This window comes from Streptomyces sp. Root1304, from assembly GCF_001426405.1.
Lineage (GTDB): Bacteria > Actinomycetota > Actinomycetes > Streptomycetales > Streptomycetaceae > Streptomyces.
Genome location: NZ_LMEP01000022.1, coordinates 132,887 through 152,908, shown reverse-complemented (window position 1 = coordinate 152,908; position 20,022 = coordinate 132,887). Strand labels below are relative to the sequence as shown.

General features: G+C 72.5%; 17 protein-coding genes and 1 pseudogene. 9 read left to right on the top strand and 9 right to left on the bottom strand.

The genetic code is table 11. The features are described from left to right. Positions 1 to 12: 12 nt before the first annotated feature. From ASD33_RS20170 to ASD33_RS20160, 3 genes are all read right to left on the bottom strand, one after another. On the bottom strand, positions 13 to 435 hold the full coding sequence (locus ASD33_RS20170) for a DUF350 domain-containing protein (protein WP_056562064.1): 423 nt from the start codon (positions 433 to 435) through the stop codon (positions 13 to 15). Positions 436 to 578: 143 nt separating this feature from the next. Continuing rightward, on the bottom strand, positions 579 to 1,181 hold the full coding sequence (locus ASD33_RS20165; protein WP_056562061.1) for an HdeD family acid-resistance protein: 603 nt from the start codon (positions 1,179 to 1,181) through the stop codon (positions 579 to 581). Between the two features lie 95 nt (positions 1,182 to 1,276). Next, a complete protein-coding gene (locus ASD33_RS20160; protein WP_056562057.1) occupies positions 1,277 to 2,653 on the bottom strand; it encodes a dipeptidase in 1,377 nt (458 codons plus the stop codon). Between the two features lie 212 nt (positions 2,654 to 2,865). Here ASD33_RS20160 and ASD33_RS20155 point away from each other — a divergent pair, with 212 nt between their 5' ends. Continuing rightward, positions 2,866 to 3,417, top strand: coding sequence for a DoxX family membrane protein (locus ASD33_RS20155; protein ID WP_056563088.1), 552 nt, complete (start codon positions 2,866 to 2,868; stop codon positions 3,415 to 3,417). 109 nt (positions 3,418 to 3,526) lie between these two features. Beyond that, positions 3,527 to 4,438 carry a glucose-6-phosphate dehydrogenase assembly protein OpcA gene (opcA, locus tag ASD33_RS20150; protein WP_056562055.1) on the top strand — a complete coding sequence of 304 codons (912 nt, stop codon included), beginning with the start codon at positions 3,527 to 3,529 and terminating at the stop codon, positions 4,436 to 4,438. Positions 4,439 to 4,737: 299 nt separating this feature from the next. Here the strand turns inward: opcA and ASD33_RS20145 are convergent, their stop codons facing one another. Together ASD33_RS20145 and ASD33_RS20140 are read right to left on the bottom strand one after the other, a co-directional pair. Beyond that, positions 4,738 to 5,508 (bottom strand): class I SAM-dependent methyltransferase, encoded by a 771-nt coding sequence (locus tag ASD33_RS20145; protein ID WP_056562051.1) that lies wholly within the window; start codon positions 5,506 to 5,508, stop codon positions 4,738 to 4,740. A gap of 32 nt (positions 5,509 to 5,540) precedes the next feature. Next, a complete protein-coding gene (locus ASD33_RS20140) occupies positions 5,541 to 6,680 on the bottom strand; it encodes a cytochrome P450 (protein WP_056562048.1) in 1,140 nt (379 codons plus the stop codon). A 397-nt stretch (positions 6,681 to 7,077) separates the two neighbouring features. Between ASD33_RS20140 and ASD33_RS20135 the strand changes: the two genes are divergently transcribed. From ASD33_RS20135 to ASD33_RS20125, 4 genes and pseudogenes are all read left to right on the top strand, one after another. Further along, on the top strand, positions 7,078 to 8,250 hold the full coding sequence (locus ASD33_RS20135) for a cytochrome P450 (RefSeq protein ID WP_056562044.1): 1,173 nt from the start codon (positions 7,078 to 7,080) through the stop codon (positions 8,248 to 8,250). Positions 8,251 to 8,532: 282 nt separating this feature from the next. Next, the gene (locus tag ASD33_RS20130; RefSeq protein WP_056562041.1) at positions 8,533 to 8,814 is read left to right on the top strand and encodes a hypothetical protein; all 282 of its coding nucleotides are present in this window, start codon (positions 8,533 to 8,535) and stop codon (positions 8,812 to 8,814) included. A gap of 191 nt (positions 8,815 to 9,005) precedes the next feature. After that, positions 9,006 to 9,302 (top strand): annotated as a pseudogene (locus ASD33_RS36940) (SulP family inorganic anion transporter); the annotation flags it as partial. Positions 9,303 to 9,363: 61 nt separating this feature from the next. Next, positions 9,364 to 10,449 (top strand): SulP family inorganic anion transporter, encoded by a 1,086-nt coding sequence (locus ASD33_RS20125; protein WP_242427132.1) that lies wholly within the window; start codon positions 9,364 to 9,366, stop codon positions 10,447 to 10,449. Between the two features lies 1 nt (position 10,450). Here the strand turns inward: ASD33_RS20125 and ASD33_RS20120 are convergent, their stop codons facing one another. Next, the gene (locus ASD33_RS20120; protein WP_056562038.1) at positions 10,451 to 12,541 is read right to left on the bottom strand and encodes a serine/threonine-protein kinase; all 2,091 of its coding nucleotides are present in this window, start codon (positions 12,539 to 12,541) and stop codon (positions 10,451 to 10,453) included. 402 nt (positions 12,542 to 12,943) lie between these two features. Here ASD33_RS20120 and ASD33_RS20115 point away from each other — a divergent pair, with 402 nt between their 5' ends. Then, positions 12,944 to 14,194 carry an MFS transporter gene (locus tag ASD33_RS20115; protein ID WP_079044890.1) on the top strand — a complete coding sequence of 417 codons (1,251 nt, stop codon included), beginning with the start codon at positions 12,944 to 12,946 and terminating at the stop codon, positions 14,192 to 14,194. A gap of 730 nt (positions 14,195 to 14,924) precedes the next feature. Here the strand turns inward: ASD33_RS20115 and ASD33_RS20110 are convergent. Beyond that, positions 14,925 to 15,236 carry a hypothetical protein gene (locus ASD33_RS20110; protein ID WP_056562033.1) on the bottom strand — a complete coding sequence of 104 codons (312 nt, stop codon included), beginning with the start codon at positions 15,234 to 15,236 and terminating at the stop codon, positions 14,925 to 14,927. Between the two features lie 261 nt (positions 15,237 to 15,497). Here ASD33_RS20110 and ASD33_RS20105 point away from each other — a divergent pair, with 261 nt between their 5' ends. Both ASD33_RS20105 and gcvH read left to right on the top strand, forming a co-directional pair. Continuing rightward, positions 15,498 to 16,985, top strand: coding sequence for a serine/threonine-protein kinase (locus ASD33_RS20105; protein WP_056562032.1), 1,488 nt, complete (start codon positions 15,498 to 15,500; stop codon positions 16,983 to 16,985). 271 nt (positions 16,986 to 17,256) lie between these two features. After that, positions 17,257 to 17,640 (top strand): glycine cleavage system protein GcvH, encoded by a 384-nt coding sequence (gene gcvH / locus ASD33_RS20100; protein WP_056562031.1) that lies wholly within the window; start codon positions 17,257 to 17,259, stop codon positions 17,638 to 17,640. A gap of 360 nt (positions 17,641 to 18,000) precedes the next feature. Here the strand turns inward: gcvH and ASD33_RS20095 are convergent, their stop codons facing one another. Then, positions 18,001 to 18,708, bottom strand: a complete 708-nt coding sequence (locus ASD33_RS20095) for a sigma-70 family RNA polymerase sigma factor (protein WP_056562027.1) — start codon at positions 18,706 to 18,708, stop codon at positions 18,001 to 18,003. 146 nt (positions 18,709 to 18,854) lie between these two features. Further along, positions 18,855 to 19,517, bottom strand: coding sequence for a hypothetical protein (locus ASD33_RS20090; RefSeq protein ID WP_056562023.1), 663 nt, complete (start codon positions 19,515 to 19,517; stop codon positions 18,855 to 18,857). Positions 19,518 to 20,022: the final 505 nt, after the last annotated feature.

Genomic DNA, 20,022 nt, shown 5'->3' with positions numbered 1-20,022 from the left:
CCTTCGGTCGCGTCAGGCGATCGAGGCGGAGACGATCGCCGAGACCGCGATGTTGCAGGAGGCGGTCACCCAGACCGCCGGGTGCGGCTCGGGGTCGACCAGCGTCGCGCCCAGCTTCCCGGGCGTGACCAGGTCCACGACCAGGAACGCCACCGCCATCATCACCAGGCCCAGCAGACCGAACGCGGCGGTCGAGACGAGGCCCTTGCCGAAGTTGTCGTACGTCGTCCAGATCGAGGTGAAGACGATGCCGCCGATGCCGAGGAGGGCCGAGCTGAGCAGGATCGCGGCGTTGCGGTTGCGGTCCTCCCAGATCTGGCGCCCGAGCTTCCCGGGGGTCAGCAGGTCCACGAGAACGATGCCGAGGATCAGCAGGACCACGCCGAGGGCGCCGTAGGCGCCGGCCCGGCCGAGACCGTTGACGATGTCGCTCATGGGGTGCCGGCTCCGGAAGGTCGCGATCACGGGGGATCGGTGGTCAAGGACCGGCAAAATGTAGCGCACGCGTCAACACCGCCCGTCGCCCACCCGGGAATCGGGCGGACGACGGGCGGTGCGGGGAGCGACGGACCGGGGCGTCAGACGCCCGGCGGCAGGGTCTTGGCGCGGGAGCGCACCTGGAACGCGGTGACGATCTCGATGACGCCCAGGACCACCAGCCAGATGCCGCCGAGAAGCATCAGCACCGCGGCCGACTCCAGCGGGGACACGATGAGGACGACACCGGCGAGCGCGTTGACGATGCCGAGGAAGATCTGCCAGCCGCGCGCCGGCATCCCGGCGTCGGAGACCGCGGCCACGGTCTGGGTGATGCCCCGGAACAGCCAGCCGATGCCGATCCAGAGGGCGAGCAGCAGGATCGACTGCATCGCACCCCGGAAGCACAGCAGGCCGAGCAGGATGGAGAGTGCGCCGCTGATGAACGCCATGACGCGCAGAGCCGTGCTGACATGCGTACCGAAGGCGGCGATCAGCTGCATCACGCCGCTGAACAGCAGGTACAGACCGAAGAGCACACCGGCCACCAGCAGCGAGGTGCCGGGCCACACCAGGACCAGGACGCCGAGGACCATCGCGGCGAGTCCGGCGACGAGCAGCGCCTGCCAGGCGGCACCCGCGAGCGCGCCCAGCGGGCCGAGCGGTATGTCCTGGCGCTGCGGGCGGTCATGAGTCTGTGTCATGAACGGTTCCCGTCCTTTCGTGGAGCGGTGGGAGCGGTGGGAGGGGTGAAGGGGCGGCGGGGAAGAGAGGCGGGGAGCGAGCGGTGGTGACCCGATCAGAGCGGCGTCGCGTAGGTGCTGAGGAACAGCGCCTCCGCGAGCGCCATGTGCTCGATCTCCGAGGGGTCCACGCTCTCGTTGGGCGCGTGGATGAGGCAGCCGGGTTCCTCGACGCCGATCAGGGCGATCTCCGCGTCGGGGAAGTGGGCGCCGAGGACGTTGCACAGGGGGATCGACCCGCCCTGCCCCGACTGGACCATGTCCTTGCCGTACGCCTCGCGGAGCGCCGTCGCGAGGGCCCGGTAGGCGGGGCCGTCGGTGCGGGCACTGAAGGGCTGGCCCGCGCTCTCCGCCTCGACCTCCACCCGGGCGCCCCACGGGGCGGCCGAGGTCAGGTGGTCGGTGAGGGCGCGCAGGGCCGTGTCGGCGTCGATGCCGGGCGGGATCCGCAGGCTGACCCGCGCCCGTACCTTCGCCTGCACGGCGGCCGAGGACCCCACCACCGGAGGGCAGTCGATGCCGAGGACGGTGACGGCCGGCCGCGCCCACAGCTCGTCGGCGACCGAACCCGTACCGACGAGGGCCACGCCGTCGAGCACCCCCGCGTCGGTACGGAACTGTTCGGCCGGATAGTCCACCCCGTCCCAGACGCCGTCGCCCTGCAGGCCCTTGACGGCCGTGTTGCCGTGCTCGTCGCGGAGGCTGTCGAGGATGCGGACGAGAGCGGCGAGCGCGTCCGGGGCCGGGCCGCCGAACATGCCCGAGTGCATGGCGCCCTTGAGGGTCGAGACGGTGACCACGACGTTGGTGAGCCCGCGCAGGGAGGTGGTCGTCGTGGGCAGGCCGCGCGCGAAGTTGCCGGTGTCGCAGATCAACAGGGTGTCGGCGGCGAAGAGTTCGGGCTGCAGGGGCACCAGCTGCTCCAGACCGCCCGTCCCCTGCTCCTCCGAGCCCTCCGCCACGAACTTGATGTGTACGGGGAAGCCGCGGCCGTCGGGACCGCCGAGCGCGCGCAGGGCCGTCAGATGCATGGCGATGTTGCCCTTGCAGTCGGCGGCGCCCCGCCCGTACCAGCGGCCGTCGCGTTCGGTGAGCGTGAACGGCGGGGTCTCCCAGGCGTCGTCGTCCAGCGGCGGCTGCACGTCGTAATGGCAGTACAGGAGGACGGTCGGCGCCCCCTCGGGCCCCGGTGCGTGGCCGACGACGGCGTCCGTGCCGTCGGGGGTGGTGACGCGTCGCATGTCGCGGAGCCCCGCCTCGGTGAAGGCCCGGACCAGGAAGTCGGCCGTCTTCGCACACTCCTCGGGCGGGAACTGGCGCGGGTCGGCGACCGAACGCATCGCGACGAGTTCGGTCAGGTCCTCCTTCGCCCGGGGCATCAGTGCCCGGACCTTCTCGCGCAGGGCTGCGGTCTCGGTGGACTCGGCGGTCATGCGTACCCACTTCCCTCGGGCCGCCGGCCGGGCGCGGCTCATGACGCCCCGGGACGGCTACGGCCCTCCCACCCAAGCACCGGCGGACAACTGCCGCAAAAGGTGACTCGAACGGCGTATCGGAAGGGTCTCCCGGACGGCGGGGGGTGCGGCGGGCGGCGACAGTGGACGGCGTACGCGTCCGCCCCCGCCTCCCGCACCTGGAGAACCCCATGGCACACCAGGCCCACCCCAACCGACGCGATCTCGGACTCCTCGTCCTGCGGGTCGGCACCGGCGCGGTGCTCGCCGCGCACGGCACGCAGAAGCTCTTCGGCTGGTTCGGCGGGGGCGGCATCGAGGGCACCAGCAAGGGGATGGAGGCCATGGGCTTCCGGCCGGGCCGCGAGAGCGCCATCGCCGCCGGACTCGGCGAGGCGGGCGGTGGCGCCCTGCTCGCCCTCGGTCTCGCCACGCCGGCCGCCGGCGCCGCGGCGGCCGGGGCGATGACGGGAGCCGTCGCCGTCCACGCCCCGGCCGGCTTCTTCGCCCAGGGCGGCGGCTACGAGTACCCCGCGTTCCTCGGGTTCGTCGCCGCCGCGATCGGCGTCACGGGCGCCGGACGCTACTCCCTCGACCACGCGACGGGGCACGTCCTCGACCGCCCCTGGGTCGTCGCCACCGCCTTCATCGGCACCGCGCTCGCGGCGGCGGCCGTGGTCGGACGCCGCGCCGAGGAACAGGCCGCGGCGCGGGACTCCGGGCCGGAAGCGGAATCCGCCTGACGGCGACGGACGGGCGTGAGGGTCCCGCCGCTCCGGCGACGGGGGCCCCGCACGCGTGGGCAGCCGGGGAGCGTTAGGCTCGCCGCAGAGGAAGGGACGGCCGCCGCGCATGAAGATCGATCTGACGGACACCGACTCCAGCAAGATCAACAAGGCGATCCTGCAAGGCCGCAGGGCCGTCGGCACCCCCGCCGTCGGGGCCGTGCTCACGCTCGTCGTCGTCACGGACGAGGAGAACGCCTACGACGCGGTCAAGGCCGCCAACGACGCCTCCCGGGAACACCCCTCCCGCACCCTCGTACTCATCAAGCGGCACGCCCGCACGCCCCGAGAGCGGCACGAGACCCGGCTCGACGCCGAGGTCCGCCTCGGCACCGACGCCGGATCGGGCGAGACGGTCCTGCTCCGGCTGCACGGCGAACTGAGCGCCCGCGCCGACTCCGTCGTCCTTCCGCTGCTCCTGCCCGACGCGCCCGTCGTGGTCTGGTGGCCTGTCGACGCCCCCGCGGTGCCGTCCCTCGACCCCCTCGGCTCGCTCGCCCAGCGACGGATCACCGACATGTACGCGGTCGAGGACCCGCTTGCCGCGCTGGAGAGCCGCGCCGCCTCGTACGCCCCCGGCGACACGGACCTCGCCTGGACCCGGCTCACCCCCTGGCGCTCGATGCTGGCCGCCGCGCTCGACCAGGCACCGCTGGCCGTGACCTCCGCCACCGTCGAGAGCGAGGCGGAGAACCCCAGCGCCGAACTCCTCGCCCGCTGGTTCGAGGTCCGGCTCGGCGTCCCCGTCGACCGGGTCGTCACGGACGGCCCCGTCGTCACGGCCGTCCGCATGGGCACCGCGGACGGCGAGATCCGCATCGACCGCCCCGAGGGCCCGGTGGCACGGCTGTCGATCCCCGGCCAGCCCAGCCGCGTGCTCGCCCTCAAGGTCCGCACCACCGCCGAACTGATCGCCGAGGAACTGCGCCGACTGGACCCGGACGAGGCCTACGCGGCGGCGCTGCGCGGGCGGGGCTGACGGTCCTCCGCCGAAGCGGAGCGACAGGACACCGGAGTTACGCGCCCGGGGCCGGGCCGGAGCCGAGTTACGCCGCGCAAGGGCGGGGGCCTGACAGGCTCCGCTGGGCCTGAGTTGCACGCCCGGTTCTGGGGTACGGAGTTGGGCCGAGGGCCTGACGGCGCACGGCCGCCTCGGGCGTACGCCATCGGGCCGGGTACTACGGCGTACGCAGGCCCCGGCTCTCACGGCCCGTCCCACGAGCCGCGCCGACGTACGCCCCCCGGCGCCGCCCCGCCCCCTGCCCCCGACGCTCCTCCTCAGGGCTTCGCGAACACCATGACGTAGTCCGCCATCTCCCGGACCCGCTCCCCGTCCGGGTCCGGGAGCGCGAGGAGGCGCTCCCGCGTCTCCTCCACGAGCCGGCCCGCCTCCGTGCCCCTGACCGCCCACGCCCCGGTGAACAGCCCGCGCGACAGCGAACGTGCCATGTCCCGGGGTGACAGCCGGAAGGTCGTGGGCCGTTCGGACGCCCGGCCCTCGTAGACCAGACCCCGGGCCTCGGCGATCGGGGCCAGTGCCCACGGGCCGTCCTGACGGGTCCGGCCGGGATCCAGCCGTTCCTCCAGCGCCCCGACGACGAGCCCGATGTCGTCCGTGGGGCGGGTGCCCCCGGCCGGGATCACCAGATAGCGGCCGCCGGGCCGCAGCACCCTGGCGACCTCGTCGAAGACCCGGCCGTGGTCGGGCCCGGCGTGCAGCAGCCAGGTGGACACCGCCTGGCTCACCGACCCCGTCCGCACCGGGAGGCGGCAGGCGTCGGCCACCGCCACCCGCGCCCCCAGCCGCTCCCGGGCCAGGGCGAGCATGCCGGGGGAAAAGTCGAGCCCGTGCACGGTGTGTCCGCGCGCCGCCAGTTCGGCCGCGACGATCCCGGTGCCCACACCGATGTCGAGCACCGGGCGGGCCGGGTCGAGCAGCGGCGCGAGCATCCCGGCGAAGCCGGCCGCGCGTTCCCTACCGCCGCGCGAGGCGTCGTACCCCGGGGCGATCTCGTCGAACTCCGCGACGACCTCGGAGGTCGATCCCATCCCTGTGTCCTTCCCTTCGTCCGCGCCGCCGCTCAGGCCTCGGGAGCGTCAGGGGAGGCGGACGCGCCAGGGGCACCGGGAGCGCCGGGCGCTTCAGGGGTGAAGACCACGGGCAGCGTCGCCATCCCGCGCAGGATGCCCTCGCGCCGGCTCAGGTCCGCGTCCGGGTCGGCCAGACGGAGATCGGGGAAGCGGCGCAGCAGGGTGCCGATGGCGATCCGGGCCTCGGCACGCGCGAGCGGAGCGCCCAGGCAGAAGTGCACACCGTGGCCGAAAGCGAGCTGTTGCGGAACCTCGCGGCGTGCGATGTCGAGGATGTCCGCACGGTCGTAGCGGGCCGGGTCGCGGTTGGCCGCGGCGAGCCCGATGATGATCATCTCGCCGGGCGGGACGGTGACCCCGCCGATCTCGTACGCGTCGACGGTGAAGCGGGCGACACCCCGGCTCACCGGGCCCTCGTAGCGCAGGAGTTCCTCGATCGCGCCGGGCAGCAGCGAGGGGTCGTCGCGGAGCGCGGCGAACTGGTCGGGGTGGCGCAGGAGGGCGTGGACGCCGTTGGCGATGAGGCTCGCCGTCGTCTCGTGGCCGGCGAGGGTGAGCAGGATGGTCATCGCCGTCAGCTCGCGGTCGCTGATCCGGGCCTCGGCCTGCGCCGCGCACAGCGCGCTCAGCAGGTCGTCCTTGGGGTCGGCCTTGCGCTGTGCGATCAACGGCTCGAAGAACTCGCTGAGTTCGGCGCGTGCCTGCGCACCCTTGGCAAGTCGTTCCGGTGTGTTGGGCGGCATGATGAGGCCGACGGCGAGCCGCGCGAAGTCGGGCTGCCCCTCCGCGGGGATGCCGATGAGTTCGCTGAGGACCGCCATCGGCAGCGGCAGGGCGAACTCGGAGACCAGATCGGCGGTTCCGCGCGCCGCGACCGCGTCGAGCAGGGCGTCGGTGTGGGCCTGGACGCGGGGTGCCATCTGCTCGACCCGGCGGGCGGTGAAGGCCTTCGAGGCGAGGGTGCGCAGCCGGGTGTGGTCCTCGCCGTTGGCGACGAGCATGCTGGCCATCAGGACGTTGGTGCGTTCCTGGTGGGCCATCTCCTCCTCAAGTCCGTTGACCCCGACGGGACTACTGCTGAGCCGGGGGTCGGTGAGTGCCGCGACCGCCTCGTCGTAGCCGGTGACCATCCAGACTTCAAGAGTGGGATTCAGTCGTACGCGCTGAACGACCCCGTGCTCGCGGATGCGCTCGAAGAGCGGGTAGGGGTTGGGCTGTTGGGCGACGTTTACCGGGACATCGTGAACGATTGTCTGGTCTTGACCGGTCATCTTCCGTAACTCCCCGACGCTTTGTGAAAGATCTCTGGCAGGTAGTCATACCAGCCACCCCAGTTGCGTGGTAGCGTCACCGGCGCTCGGCTCGGATGATGTACGGCGAAGGACCGGCGAACCGTCGGTGACGTACCGGCGAGACCCTCCACCCACCGGTGGTACGGCGTCTCGCCACCGCTCAACTTGGAAGCAGTCAAGGCCTCAATCAGGCCCTATGCGCAGGGGGAGACGTTTCGTGGAGCAAGCGGCAGCCGTGGACCCGATTCTGGATCTGGCCCGTCCGTCGATCCTGCGGAACCCCTACCCGGCGTACGCCCGGATGCGGGAGACCGCCCCGGTCTTCTGGCACGAACTGCTCGGTTCCTGGGTGCTGACCCGGCACGCCGACTGCCTCGCCGTGCTCACCGACAGCAACCGGTTCGCCTCCGACTGGCGCCGCGCCGGGGAGGACATCCCGGCTCCGCTGCTGAGCGTCCAGACCCTCGACCCGCCCGAGCACACGGCCATCCGGCACCTCCTGCTCGACGGCTTCCGCGCCCAGGACCGCCGGGCGCTCCACGAGGAGCTGGACCGGTGGATCGCGGAGCTCCTCGCCGAACTGGCCGAGCGCCCCTCCTTCGACCTCGTCGGGGAGCTGGCCGAGCCGGTCGCCCTCCGTTTCGTCACCGCCTTCCTCGGCGTGCCCGCACCCGACCTCGGCTGGTTCGTGCCCATGTCCCGTACCGTCGTGGACGGCATGGACGCCGGGCTCTGGCCGGAGAAGCACGAGCCGGCCGTCGTCGCGCGGGCCCGGCTCGCGGAGTACGCGGGCGGGTGGCTCGAGGATCCGCCCAAGGACGGCCTCATCGCCCACGTCGCGGAACACGCGGCGGACAGTGGCGTCGCAGAAACGGTTCTTCGGAACAGTCTGCGCGCCGTGCTCCACGCCGGCTACGAATCGGCCTCCCGCCTCCTCGGCAACGCCGCGGCCGCCCTCCTCACCACCCCCGGCGCGCTCGCCGCGTTCCGGGCGAGCCCGGCCACGGCCGTCGACGAACTCATCCGGTACGACGCACCCGTCCAGGCGGACGCCCGGGTCTGCGTCACCGACACCGAACTGGGTGGCGTCACGATGAAGGCGGGTGACCCGGTCACGCTCTTCCTCGGCGCGGCCAACCACGACCCGCTCCGTTTCGACCACCCCACAGAGCTGCGACTCGACCGCGCACCGAACCCGCACCTCGGGTTCGGCCGCGGGGCCCATGCCTGTCTGGGCGCGTCCATGGCGATCCGGCTCACCGGATCGGTCCTCGGGACCCTGGCCACGGACCACCCCCACGCACGGGCGGTCGCGGAACCCGAACACCGGCGCAATCTGACCCTTCGCGGTCTCGACCGCTTCGAGGTCACGCTGCGTCCAGACACGGGGGAGGAGGTCACACCATGAAGTACTGGCACTGAAAACACTGAGCGCGCGCCCGCCCGCGAGGCGGGGCGACGCGCCGGTGCACGGCACACGTGCACCCGCCGGAGCCCGAGTCGGCTGCACGACCGGGCTCCGGCCCCCTTTCACGGCCCTGCCGGCCCCACCGCCGAGGGCCGTTCATCCGACACTTCGCGTCGTCCGCGTCACGAGAGCGTCGCCGGGCCGGTCCCCGTGGCATCCTCGGACGAACCGCCCACGCCGTATCAAGTCGTGGGCCTTCGTCGTCCTGCGCGGAGGGGCACCATGCTCATCAGCCACACCCTGCGTCACCACGTCCTGCACGTGACCCTCCACCGCGACCTGGACGTCACCAACCGGGCCGCCGCGGCCCTCCAGATCCAGGCCCTCGTCCAGGCCCACCGCCCCACCCGGGTGGTCCTCGCCGTCCCCAGCGCGGACCCGACCCCCGCCACCCTCAGCGCCCTGGCCCGCGCCCACCGCATGTGCGCGAGCCTGAACATCCCCCTCGCCCTCACCGGCGCGAGCACCCGCACCCGCCGCCTCCTGGACGTCACGGGCGAGTGACCGGGATCAGGCCCACCGCCGCGCGGTGGCGGGGCTCGGCCGACGGGGCGAGGATGGCGCGGGCGGGCAGTCCCCACGAAGGCGGTGCGCGCATGGCGGAAGATCTCGGGCGGCCGGCGACCGAGGCGCGCGCTTCCCCGTCCTGAACCGGAGAGACGAGACGGGGAGAGTCTTCCCGAGGCGGGCTGACCATGCGTCGATGGGCGAGTGTCCGGGGCGTCCTGCCCCGATGGGGCGCGCCGAAGCCGTCCGACGCGGCTTCGGGGCTGGTCACGGGACTGTTCTCGATCCCGGAGGGCATGGCGTACGTGGCGATCGCCGGGTTCAATCCGGTCGCGGGCCTGTACGCGGGCGTCGTCCCCGCCGTCGTCGGCTCGCTGACCTCCCGTACGGTCCTCATGGTCACCACCCTGACCAGCGCCCTCGCGCTCACCTCGCAGAGTGTCCTGTCCGACGCGGGCCTCGACCCCAAGGACCCGGGGAACGTGGCGACGCTGACCCTCATGGTCGGCGTGGTCATGCTGCTGATGGCGGTGCTGCGGCTGGGCGGTGGCGAGCCTGGCCGTCGCCGTACTCGGCACGGACGTCGAACTCGTCCGGGACATCGCCCACATCCCGGCCTCACTGCCCGGCTTCTCGGCCCCCGACCTCTCCGCCGTGCCCCACCTCCTCGGTGGCGCGGTCGCCGTGGCCCTCGTCGGCCTCGCCCAGGCCGCCGGCATCGGACCCTCCGTACCCAACCCGGACGGCTCCCGCTCCTCCGTCAACGGCGACTTCGCCGCCCAGGGCCTGGCCAACGCCGCAGGCGGACTCTTCCAGTCCCTGCCCTCGGGTGGCTCGCTCTCCCGCACCGGCGTCGCCGTCGACGCGGGCGCCCGCACCCGCTGGGCAGGCGTCTTCTCCGGCGTCCTGCTCGCCCTCATCGTCCTGGTGTGCGGCTCGCTCGCCGAGCACATCCCCATGCCCGTCATCGGCGGCCTCATCCTCGTCGTCGGCGGCGAACTGATCTGGGGCAAGCGCCACGACATCCGCCTCGTCCTGCGCACCTCCCGGATGCCGGCCGGCGCGATGATCCTCACCTTCCTCGCCACGACCCAGCTCCCGCTCCAGCAGGCGATCGTCCTCGGCGCCGTCCTCTCCCTCCTCCTGTACTGCGCCCAGGCCGCCCGGCGCGCCCGGCTCCTCGCCCTCGTCCGGGACGCCGACGGCCGCTGGCGGACGAGCGACGTCCCGGAGCGGCTGCCGCCGGGCGAGGTCACCGTCCTGTACTACGAGGGCGTCAGCTTCTTCGCGGAACTCCCGGGCATCGAGGACGAGCTGCCCCGCCCCGACGGCGCGCGGGGCGCGGTCCTGGTCCTCGTGATGCGGGGAGTCCCGGACGTGCCGTCCTCCTCCATGGCCAAGGTCCTGCGACGGTACGTCCGTGCGGTGAACGAGGCCGACGGCCGGCTGATCCTCGCGGGCGTCGAGCCGGGCCTCGTACGACTCCTCCGGGCGACGGGCCTGGACCGTGACTTCGGCCCCGACGGCATCGTGCCCGCGGAGCGGACGATCCTGGCCCCGCTGGAACGCGCGATGGAGGTCGGCCGGCGGTGGTCGGCGGAACACGGCCCACCCGACCGCGACGAAGGGTGAGTCAGGACGCCGGGGTCTTCCACAGGTACACGACGCCGTCGGAGCTCGTCGTGGCGACCTGTGTGCCGTCGGGGTTGAACGCCAGCCTCTGGACGTTCCAGTTGTTGCCGACCAGCCGGTACCTCAGCTTGTTCGCGGCCACGTCCCAGAGCTTGACCACATCGCCGTTGAACACGGCGAGGGTGGAGCCGCGAGGGGAGTACTCGACGCTCTGGACGGGTACGACCATCGACTCGTTCACGGAGCCCGCGGCACGGCCGTCGGAGGCGTTCCACAGCTCGATGTTCCGGTCCTTGGCGGCGGTGGCGATGGTCGTGCCGTCGGCGCTGTAGGCGACGCCGAAGGCCTCCTCGGCACGCATGAGTTCCTTGCGCACCTTGTGCCGGGCCACGTCCCACAGCTGCACGGACCACTGGGAACCGGAGTCCTGGTCGTACGGGTATCCCACGGTGGCCAGAGTCGCGCCGTCCCGGCTGAACGCCACCTGCCGCGCCCACATGTTCTCGGAGAGAACGGCGACCCGCTTGCCCAGACCCGGGCCGGTCCTCGCGTTCCACAGCTGCGCGCCGCCCTCGCTCGCGGTGGCCAGCAGCCGCCCGTCGGGGCTGAACGCCACGCTGTCGAGGGAGTCCGAGTCTTCGTCGGTCGTGGTGATGGAGGCGATCTGCCGCCGCTGGGCCACGTCCCACAGGGCCACGACGCTGCTGCCCGTACCCGCGGCGAGCAGTCGCCCGTCGGGGCTGAAGGCGACGGCCGTCACCGACACCGTGGTGTTGCCGGGCGCGGGACGCAGGGCCAGGGTCGCGCGGATCTTGCGGCGGGCCACGTCCCAGATCCGCACCTTGCCGTCCCTGCTCCCCGTCGCGAGGGTCTTCCCGTCGGGGCTGAACACCACGCCCTCCGGCCCCTTGCCCTTGGGGTAACCCCCGAGCGTGGCCGCCGGCGTCAGCTCGACGGGGGCGTCGTCGGGGGAGTTGTCGGGCAGCAGTACGGCGACCAGGACGGCGACCACGGCCAGCAGCGCCACCCCGGCCACCAGCGCGGGACCGGACGTCGGCGGCGTGTCGACGGGCCGCGCGGGCTCGGGTTCGGTCACCGCGCCCGGCGCCGGATTCCGCCCCTGCGGAGCCGCGGGCGCGGTGGCGGCGGCGTGGAAGGCGGCCGCGGGGTCCACGACGGTCCGCTGCGAGGGCACGGCGGAAGCCGGGGCTCCGGCGTGTCCGGTACGGCAGAGCCGGATGACCTCGGCCAGACCCGGCCGGTCACGCGGGTCCTTCTCCAGACAGCGGGCGGCGATGGTCCGTACGGGTTCGGGGCAGCCGTCGAGGTCCGGGGTCTGTTCGAGGATGCGGTACAGCACGCTGTGCCCAGTGCCGCCGAACGCGGGCCGGGCCGTGGCGGCGAACGCGGCGATGGCACCGAGCGCGAAGACGTCGACGGCCTCGGTGAGGCTCTCGCCCCTGATGTACTCGGGCGCCATGTACCCGGGCGTCCCGGCCAGCATGCCCGTGCTCGTCACGGACGTGACGTCGGCGGCCCGGGCGATCCCGAAGTCGATGACCTTGGGGCCGTCGGCGGTGAGGAGGATGTTGGAGGGCTTCAGGTCGCGGTGGATCACGCCGACGGCGTGGATGGACTGCAGTGCCTCGGCCACCTGGGCCGTCAGCGCCACGACCGCTGCGGCGGACAGCGGGCCGCGCCCGGCGACCGCGTCGTGCAGGGCGGGCCCGGGGACGTACGCCGTGGCCAGCCACGGTTCGTCGGCGCCCAGATCCGCGTCGACGACCGGCACGGTGTAGAGCCCCTGCACCCGCCGGGCCGCGGACACCTCCTGCTCGAACCGCTTGCGGAACGACGCGTCGGCCGCGTACTCACGGTGCACGACCTTGACCGCCACCGCGCTGCCGGCCGGGGTGCGCGCCAGGTAGACCCGGCCCATGCCGCCCGAACCGAGCAGACCCTCCAGACGGTACGGGCCCGCGGTGACCGGATCACCGGATCCCAGCGGACGGACCGGCGGCGGCTCGGCCGGCCAATCCGGGGTGCCGACCGGACGCGGAACCGCGCGCGGACCATGGTCCGGTTGGGACATCCCGACTGTCACCCCTAGCTGATCGTGCCCGCGCCACGCGGGCAGCCACTCGGTACGAGGACCCGCCACCACGCGCCCCCACCGACGGACGGACCCCGGCACTCCGTCGAGGCCGACGCCGGTTCGAGCGCCAGAGTAGTGGAGCCGGGACCAGGGAGCCCGTCCCGGTCCTGTCACGGTCGGGAGCCCGACGGCGACGGAGGCCGGGCCGCCTGGAACCGTACCAACTTTCCTCCTGATAAGGGCAGTTGAATGTCCGTCAGGTGAGGCGACCGGTCGCGGTCGCTGACGCGGTTCGGGTACGCGCACGCGTCGGGGCCCGCGTCGGTCCCGCGTTGCCGTCAGGGCCCGCGATCTTCGTACGACTGCGGCGCCTTCTGCGGCGCTGTTAGCCTGCGGTCCATGATCAAGGGCGGTGTGGCGGGACGGATAGGCCGGATGGCGGGGGACAGCGGGCCGGAGCGCGTGCTGGTCGCCGCCAGTTTCGTCAACCGGGTCGGCAACGGTCTGTTCAACGCGGCGTCGGCGCTCTACTTCACCCTGGTCGTGGGCCTGCCCGCGGTGCAGGTCGGCGCCGCGCTCACCATCGCCGGAGTGGTCGGCTTGTGCGCGGGGATACCCGGAGGTCATCTCGCCGACCGGCGCGGCGCACGCGTGATCATGATGCTGGCCCTCGCGGTCCAGGCGGTGTCGATGGCGGCCCTCGTCCTCGTCGAGAGCTGGGCCGCGCTCACGATCATCGCGACGGTCGACCAGATCGCCGCGGCGGTCGGAGGGGCGGCGTGGGGGGCGCTGGTGGCCCGGGTCGGGGGTGAGCGACCGGCCAGATTCCGGGCGAAGCTGCGCACCTTCGTCAACCTGGGCGTCGTCCTGGGGACGCTGGGCGCCGGGCTGGCGCTGGCCGCGGGCACCCGCGGCGCCTATGTCACGCTGATTCTCGGCAACGCGGCGAGCTTCGCCCTGTGCGCGGTGCTTCTGCTTCTGCTGCCCCGCTATCCGGTGCTGCCGGCGCCGCCGCAGCAGCGGCGCTGGCTCGTCTTCGCGGACCGTCCGTTCCTGGCTTTCGCCGCCTTCTACGGGGCCATGGGACTGCAGTACCCGGTGGTCTCCCTGCTCCTGCCGATCTGGATCTCCGAGCACACGGAAGTGCCGCGTTGGACGGTGGCGGCGCTGTTCGCGGTCAATTCCGCCTTCTGCGTACTGATGCAGACCAGGATCGGCTCCCGTATCGAGACCCCGTACGACGGCGGCAGGGCGTTTCGCACGGCGGGGCTGCTCTTCCTCGTCAGCTGTCCGATGATGGCGCTGGCGGCGTACGCCCCCGTCTGGGCGGCAGTGGGACTGGTCCTGGTGGCGATCTTCGTCCACAGCCTGGGCGAGGTCTGGGAGTCCTCGGCGTGCTTCGCCCTGGGATTCGGTCTGGCCCCGAGCCATGCCCAGGGCCAGTACCAAGGTGTCCTAGGCCTCGGCTTCAACGGGGGTCAGGCTCTCGCCCCTGCGATCCTCACCACGGTGGTGCTGGGCCTCGGCATGACGGGCTGGCTGCTGCTGGCGTCGTTCTTCGCCGTGCTGGGTGCCACCGGTCCGGCTCTCGCCCGCTGGGGCATGCGGACCCGGCCGCAGCCGGGGGTTGCCGCGGAAGCGACGACATGACCAGGGGGACCGACCGCGAAGGGGCGACAGCCGCCGCCCGCGCCCAGCAGGTCCGGAACGCCTGACCTGCGACTTCATGATGCCAGGACCCTCGACCACCGGTTGCCTGCTGGGTGATGGCGAACTGCTGGTCCGACGAGCCGTCGCACGTCCAGATGCCCAGCGCCCTGTAGTCCTCGTCGAACGAGAGGCAGTCGTCGCCGGAGATCCGGATCTGGAACGCTACCGAGCTGTTGGGGGCGATCTGCCACTGCTGGGTCGAACTCACCTTCCACGGCCGGAGGTTGGCTAGCCAGGTCGTCGTGTTCTCCGCCAGTGCCAGGCCCAGACCGTTGTCGATCCGGTAGCGGCCGTTGGACAGCGGCGTCACCGACCACAGCGCACCCGGCGTGCCGCACTTGCCGGCCACCACCTGGACGGAGTGCCCGCGCGTCGCCTTGGCCGGCGCCTCGTCCGGCAGGACCGCGAGCGCGGCGACCAGCGCTGCGCGGGCGGTTCTTCCGGGCATGACGCGCGCGTACGCGCCCACTCCCCAGGCCCTGTCTCCGTCCGGAGGTGCCCATCGCTCCGACGCGGGGAGCGGACGCCGCGCGGCCCCGCTCCCGCCCTCGGGGAACGGGGCCGCCCTCCTCGGCGATCCGTCCCAGGAGGGTGTGCAGATACGTTCCTGCTCGTCCGTCGTCACGTGCTCCAGTCGTGGCGGACCGTCACGCCGCCACCTGGAGGGACATTAGAAGCGGAACGTTTCTGCATGACGTGGACGCTCAGAGCGGGAGGTGTGGTGAGCCGAGGCGAACGATGACTGCTCGGAGGTCTCGGAGGTTCCGTGTACGGTTCCCCGGGCATCGGTCCAGATGGCTTCAAGGCCGAGCTGGCGCCGGATCTTCTCGAACTCGCCCGACTCCGAGGCGAAGCCGCCTCGAGAGCGAGTGCCCTTCGCAGTCGGCGGCACCTGATCCTCGATGTGGCTCAGTTTCCGGCGAAAGTCCGCCTGCAGGTCATCCATCGCACCGAGAAAGTCCTCCAACAGGACGTCACGCATTCATTCCTCCTGCGCTGCCGTTGTCGTCGCAGCGGTCGATCGTGATCAGAATCGGAAATCCACACTCCTCAACGAGACTCCCGCCCAAGCGGAACGAGTCATTCGGGTGATCTCCCTCGGCCGGGAAGCCCGCGCCGACCGGTGCGGCTGGTGCCTTCATAAGTGCGGGGAAGGTACAGCAATTTGCCTGACCGTACGTCAAAATGGTTGCCCCCGAGGCAGATTGGCCTTGGGGTCTTCAAGGGCATTACGGGGGTGGCCATGCACGAGCCGGAAAAAGGTCTGGGGCCCGACGATCCGCGTACGGTCGGCGGGTACGAGATCACCGGAAGGCTCGGCGAGGGCGGCATGGGCCGGGTCTACCAGGGCCGCTCGCCCGGCGGCCGGCTGGTCGCCGTCAAGGTGGCCCGCGCCGAACTCGCGGCAGACGAGGGCTTCCGCGCCCGCTTCCGCAGCGAGATCGCCGCCGCCCGGCAGGTCGGCGGCTTCCACACCGCGCAGATCGTGGACGCCGACCCGGACGCCACCCCGCCCTGGATGGTGGCCGCCTTCGTGTCGGGCCGTGACCTCGGCCGCACGATCGCCGAGGACGGGCCGTTCGGCGAGGGTGCGCTGTACGCCCTGGGTGCGGGGCTCGCCGAGGCGCTGATGGCGATCCACGCCTGCGGGGTGGTGCACCGCGACCTGAAGCCGGGCAACGTCATCATGTCCGACGACGGGCCCCGGGTCCTCGACTTCGGCATCGCCCGCGCCCTCCACGACACCCGTCTCACCCACACCGGCAGCGTCATCGGCACGGCCGGCTTCCTCGCGCCCGAACAGATCGAGCAGGCCGCCGTGGGACCCGCCTGCGACGTGTTCGCCCTCGGCGCGCTGCTGGTGCACGCGGCGGGTGGCAGCGCCTTCGGCGAAGGGCCGGCCATGAGCCTGCTCTACCGGGCCGTGCACAGCGAGCCGGACCTGTCTGCGGTGCCGGAAGCGCTGCGTACGCTGGTCGGATCCTGCCTCGCCAAGAACCCGGCGGACCGACCCACCGCGCCCGGCCTCCTCGCCGAACTGGGCGCCCGCGCACCCGCACCCGTACCCGCACCGGTCCCGGTGCCACCCCCAGGCCCCGCCCCCGATCCCGCTGTGATCGCGTCGCCGAAGGCCCTCGCACCACCGGCCACCGACCCGAGGCCGTCACCGGTGCCGTCCACCGCCGTGGCCCCGCCCGAGGCCACGGTCTTCGCCGCCGACTTCGGGCGCAAACTCACCAGGCTCTTCCGGCCGTTGACCGGCGCACTGTTCGCGGCCCTGGTCACCCTGGTGGCCTGGCAGCCCGACTCCGATGTGTACAACAGCGTCCAGCTCTTCCGGCTCGGGGCACCGATGGCGCTGGCGGCGTGCGTGGTCCGTGTCGTGACAACCCTGGCCCGCCCCCATACCGTCACCGTCGAGATGTCCGGCCTCACCGTCCGCAGCCGGCGCGCCGCCCACAAGGACGACGCTTTCGTCACCATCCCGTGGGCGGACGTCATCACCGCCGGCCGCCCACCGGTCCCCAAGGGACCGAACGTGCAACTGCTCCTCCGGATGCGCTGGGGCGCCCCGCTCCCGCTTCCCCGCGAGGGCGTCGAGCCCCGGTACCCGGACTGGGTCACCGTCACCGTGCCCCGCCCGATCGGCACCACGACCACCACGCTACGGGGACAGCTGCGCCAAGCCATCGTCCGCTGCGCCCCGCACGTCCACGTCGGCTACCTCTGACACGGGGGACCCGAAGGCACGGCACCACGAAGGACGCCTCCCCACGCCGGGCCGGCAGGGCCCCCGCCGAGCGCCGTGCCGCGCTGCTGACACCAGCCGCGTGGGAGTCGCCGCCGGCAGCCCGATCCTGGTCCGTTCACGGGAACCCCGTTCGGATGAAGACGCCGCGTTCGTGGCACGGCGCCTCGATCGCTGCTGATCATGGCGATGGACTGCAACCGCACGAGGTCGCCGACCCGTGCGGTGAATCCACCGTCGAGAGGGGAAAAGCATGTCGATGATTCCGGACAACCTGCGATTCGCGGAGTCCCACGAGTGGGCCCGTCTGGAGGGCGACGGCAGTGTGACCGTCGGGATCAGCGATCACGCCCAGCAAGCGCTGGGCGACGTGGTGTTCGTGGAGTTCCCCGAGGTGGGCCGGGTCTTCGGCGCCGGCGACGCCGCAGGCGTGGTCGAGTCGGTCAAGGCCGCGTCCGACATCTACTCCCCGGTGAGCGGGGAAGTCCTAGAGGTCAACGAGGAGCTCTCGGCCAGCCCCGAACTGATCAACGAAGATCCCTACGGGTCGTGGATCCTCAGGCTGAAGCCCGCCGACAGGAGAGACCTCGACAGGCTCCAGGACGCTGCCGGCTACAAGGCCCTGATCGGCGAATGACCGGACTTTCCGGGGACGCCGTGGGCCACCCCCGAAGGGCGCGTTCCATCCCCCGGACTCCTCCGCCCGGGGACGGCTCCTGGCGGGGTTTCGGCTGGGGAGATGACAGCGGTCGGCACCCGTTCCCCACGTACCCCCAGCCGGCCGTCCCCACCGTGACCGATGCGCTCGAGCACCACCCCTGACGGTGCGCGGCAGCGTCGTCGCCCTGCGGCGGGTGGCTCTCGTACGGCTGCGTCCGGCGCCCGGATCGGGCGCGTCGCCGCAGGAGTCGGACCGCCGGGCGGTTCGGTTCCGGCGGACGGAGGTGGGAGCCCGGCAGCGCCGGGATCCCACCCCTTCGTCCGCTCGACTCGGGGATCAGGCGAGGGCGAGTGCCCTCGTGAAGCGCCCAGGTGCCGGCGCCGTCCCCCCTGGGACCGACGTGTTGGCCGCTGCCGTGCCGGATTCTCCGTCACCTCGCAGGAGACAGATCAGGGACATCCGGGCGCGGGCGACCCGTGAGCGGACCGTACCGACCGGGCAGCCGATGGCCTCGGCCGCCTCGGCGTAGGGCAGACCGAGGAGTTGGGTCAGGACGAAGGCGTCGCGCCGTTCGGCCGGGATCGAGGCAAGGAGTTCGGCGAGGGCGATGCCGTCCTCGAAGCCGGGCAGGCCCAGTGGCTGGGTGTGCTCGGCCTCCGCCTGCCAGTCGTCGCTGTCGGACAGCCGGGGGCGTGCGGCGGCGTGCCGCAGGCTGTCGGCCACGGTCCGCCGGGCGATCGAGAGGAGCCAGGTGCGGGCCGAGGACCGCCCCTGGAAGCGGGGCAACGCGGCGATCGCCCGGAGGAAGACCTCCTGCGTGAGGTCGTCGGCCGCCTGGTGGTCGGCACTCAGGTACGCCACGTAGCGCCGCACGTCGCGGTGCAGAGCCCGGACGAAGAGGTCGGCCTTGGCGGGGTCGCCGTCGCGCGCGGAAAGCGCGAGCAGGGTCGTCGCCGCGTCGGTTTCGACATCCGGTGTGGACGGGGAACGAGAGGGTTTTCTCGGTCCCCGGTGGAAGGTGTCATGGGCAGGAGTCATCGCCACAAGTCCTTACGAGGCAAGAGGATCCGACGGCGTGCGCGGGCGCACGGCGGTGCCGGTGAAAGGGTCGCGGCCTGCCGTGGCGGCATGGCCGATGCCCGAGCGACGGCGGTGGGAGTCGTGTGCCGTGGGGCTCGGGGAGCCGGCTGTCAGAAGACAGCGAGTGCTCGTGGAGGACCCCGGGAGATGACGGAATAGGAGAAGGGAGGCTGCCGGGGAGCACGCGCGTCACCGGCGCGAACGGACCGGATCCGAGGACGCCGCGGAGGTAGGGGGACGACGGCGACGAGCAGGAGCCGCAACGGCCGCAGCAGGGAACGGAAGCGCCACAAGGGCAGGGACCGTACGAGACGGAAGGCGGCCCGCTCGCCGTACGCCATCCACAGGCCGCTCAGGAGCGCGGCGAGGAGGTGCGCGGACAGCATCCCGAGGGACGAGGACATGTCCGTCATGTCGTGGGGGAAGCTCGCGGAACCCGGGAGCGCGTGTCCCATGGCTTCGTGCGCCATGTCCGCGTGGCCCATGCCCATGTGGCCCATGGCCGCGTGAGCCGTCGCCGTCTGATCCGACGCGGGCTGACCCGGCGGGAGGGCCTCCTGTCGCTGCGACCACGAGAACACTGCGTGCAGCGCGCTCTGGACGGCCACGGTCGCCGCCGTCACTGCGAGCAGGCCGCGCTCGCGTCGTGCGAGGATCCAGGCGACGGCGAGGGTTCCCGCGAGCGCGAGTCCGAGCGCGGGCACGGACAGGTCCCGTCCCGACATCAGGACATGGCCGGTGGCCGCGAGCAGCACGCAGACGGCCGCGAACATCGCGGTCCTCACTCCTCGCGAACATCGGCCCGGTGTCATGGCGCGCCCATCCTCGCACTCCTCTCCGGAGGCATGGGGGCGGGTACGGCGATCACAGCCACCCCCTCGGCCTGCCGTGTCATGAGTACGCGCCTGTCGCGCGCCCCACAAGTACGCCCCGGAACTCCCCGCCCATGCGCGACGACTTCCCGATGGCGACGACGGGCGTCCCGGCCGTCGCGCGGCAGGGGGACCACGTGAAGTCGGCGCGTACGACAGCGGTCACAGGCGCGGCGGTCGCGGAATCCGAGCACGTCGTGCCGCGCGGGCCGACCGCGTTGCCGACGACGGCCATGGCCTTCTCGATGATGCGGCTCCTCCTCCTCGGGGCCCTCGGGCCGCGCCTCGTGGACGGTCTCGGCGTGTCCCAGACGCTGCTCGGACTGACGACCACGGTCGGATGCGGTACGGCCGCCGCGCTCTCGCCGACCGGGGGCCGGATCGTGGACCGGGTGGGCCCCATGGG

Bases quoted from the DNA above. Each gene is read 5' to 3' on its own strand.
- ASD33_RS20170 (WP_056562064.1), bottom strand. From the start codon at position 435: ATGAGCGACATCGTCAACGGTCTCGGCCGGGCCGGCGCCTACGGCGCC.
- ASD33_RS20165 (WP_056562061.1), bottom strand. From the start codon at position 1,181: ATGACACAGACTCATGACCGCCCGCAGCGCCAGGACATACCGCTCGGC.
- ASD33_RS20160 (WP_056562057.1), bottom strand. From the start codon at position 2,653: ATGACCGCCGAGTCCACCGAGACCGCAGCCCTGCGCGAGAAGGTCCGG.
- ASD33_RS20155 (WP_056563088.1), top strand. From the start codon at position 2,866: ATGGCACACCAGGCCCACCCCAACCGACGCGATCTCGGACTCCTCGTC.
- opcA (WP_056562055.1), top strand. From the start codon at position 3,527: ATGAAGATCGATCTGACGGACACCGACTCCAGCAAGATCAACAAGGCG.
- ASD33_RS20145 (WP_056562051.1), bottom strand. From the start codon at position 5,508: ATGGGATCGACCTCCGAGGTCGTCGCGGAGTTCGACGAGATCGCCCCG.
- ASD33_RS20140 (WP_056562048.1), bottom strand. From the start codon at position 6,680: ATGGTCACCGGCTACGACGAGGCGGTCGCGGCACTCACCGACCCCCGG.
- ASD33_RS20130 (WP_056562041.1), top strand. From the start codon at position 8,533: ATGCTCATCAGCCACACCCTGCGTCACCACGTCCTGCACGTGACCCTC.
- ASD33_RS20120 (WP_056562038.1), bottom strand. From the start codon at position 12,541: ATGTCCCAACCGGACCATGGTCCGCGCGCGGTTCCGCGTCCGGTCGGC.
- ASD33_RS20115 (WP_079044890.1), top strand. From the start codon at position 12,944: ATGATCAAGGGCGGTGTGGCGGGACGGATAGGCCGGATGGCGGGGGAC.
- ASD33_RS20110 (WP_056562033.1), bottom strand. From the start codon at position 15,236: ATGCGTGACGTCCTGTTGGAGGACTTTCTCGGTGCGATGGATGACCTG.
- ASD33_RS20105 (WP_056562032.1), top strand. From the start codon at position 15,498: ATGCACGAGCCGGAAAAAGGTCTGGGGCCCGACGATCCGCGTACGGTC.
- gcvH (WP_056562031.1), top strand. From the start codon at position 17,257: ATGTCGATGATTCCGGACAACCTGCGATTCGCGGAGTCCCACGAGTGG.
- ASD33_RS20090 (WP_056562023.1), bottom strand. From the start codon at position 19,517: ATGTTCGCGGCCGTCTGCGTGCTGCTCGCGGCCACCGGCCATGTCCTG.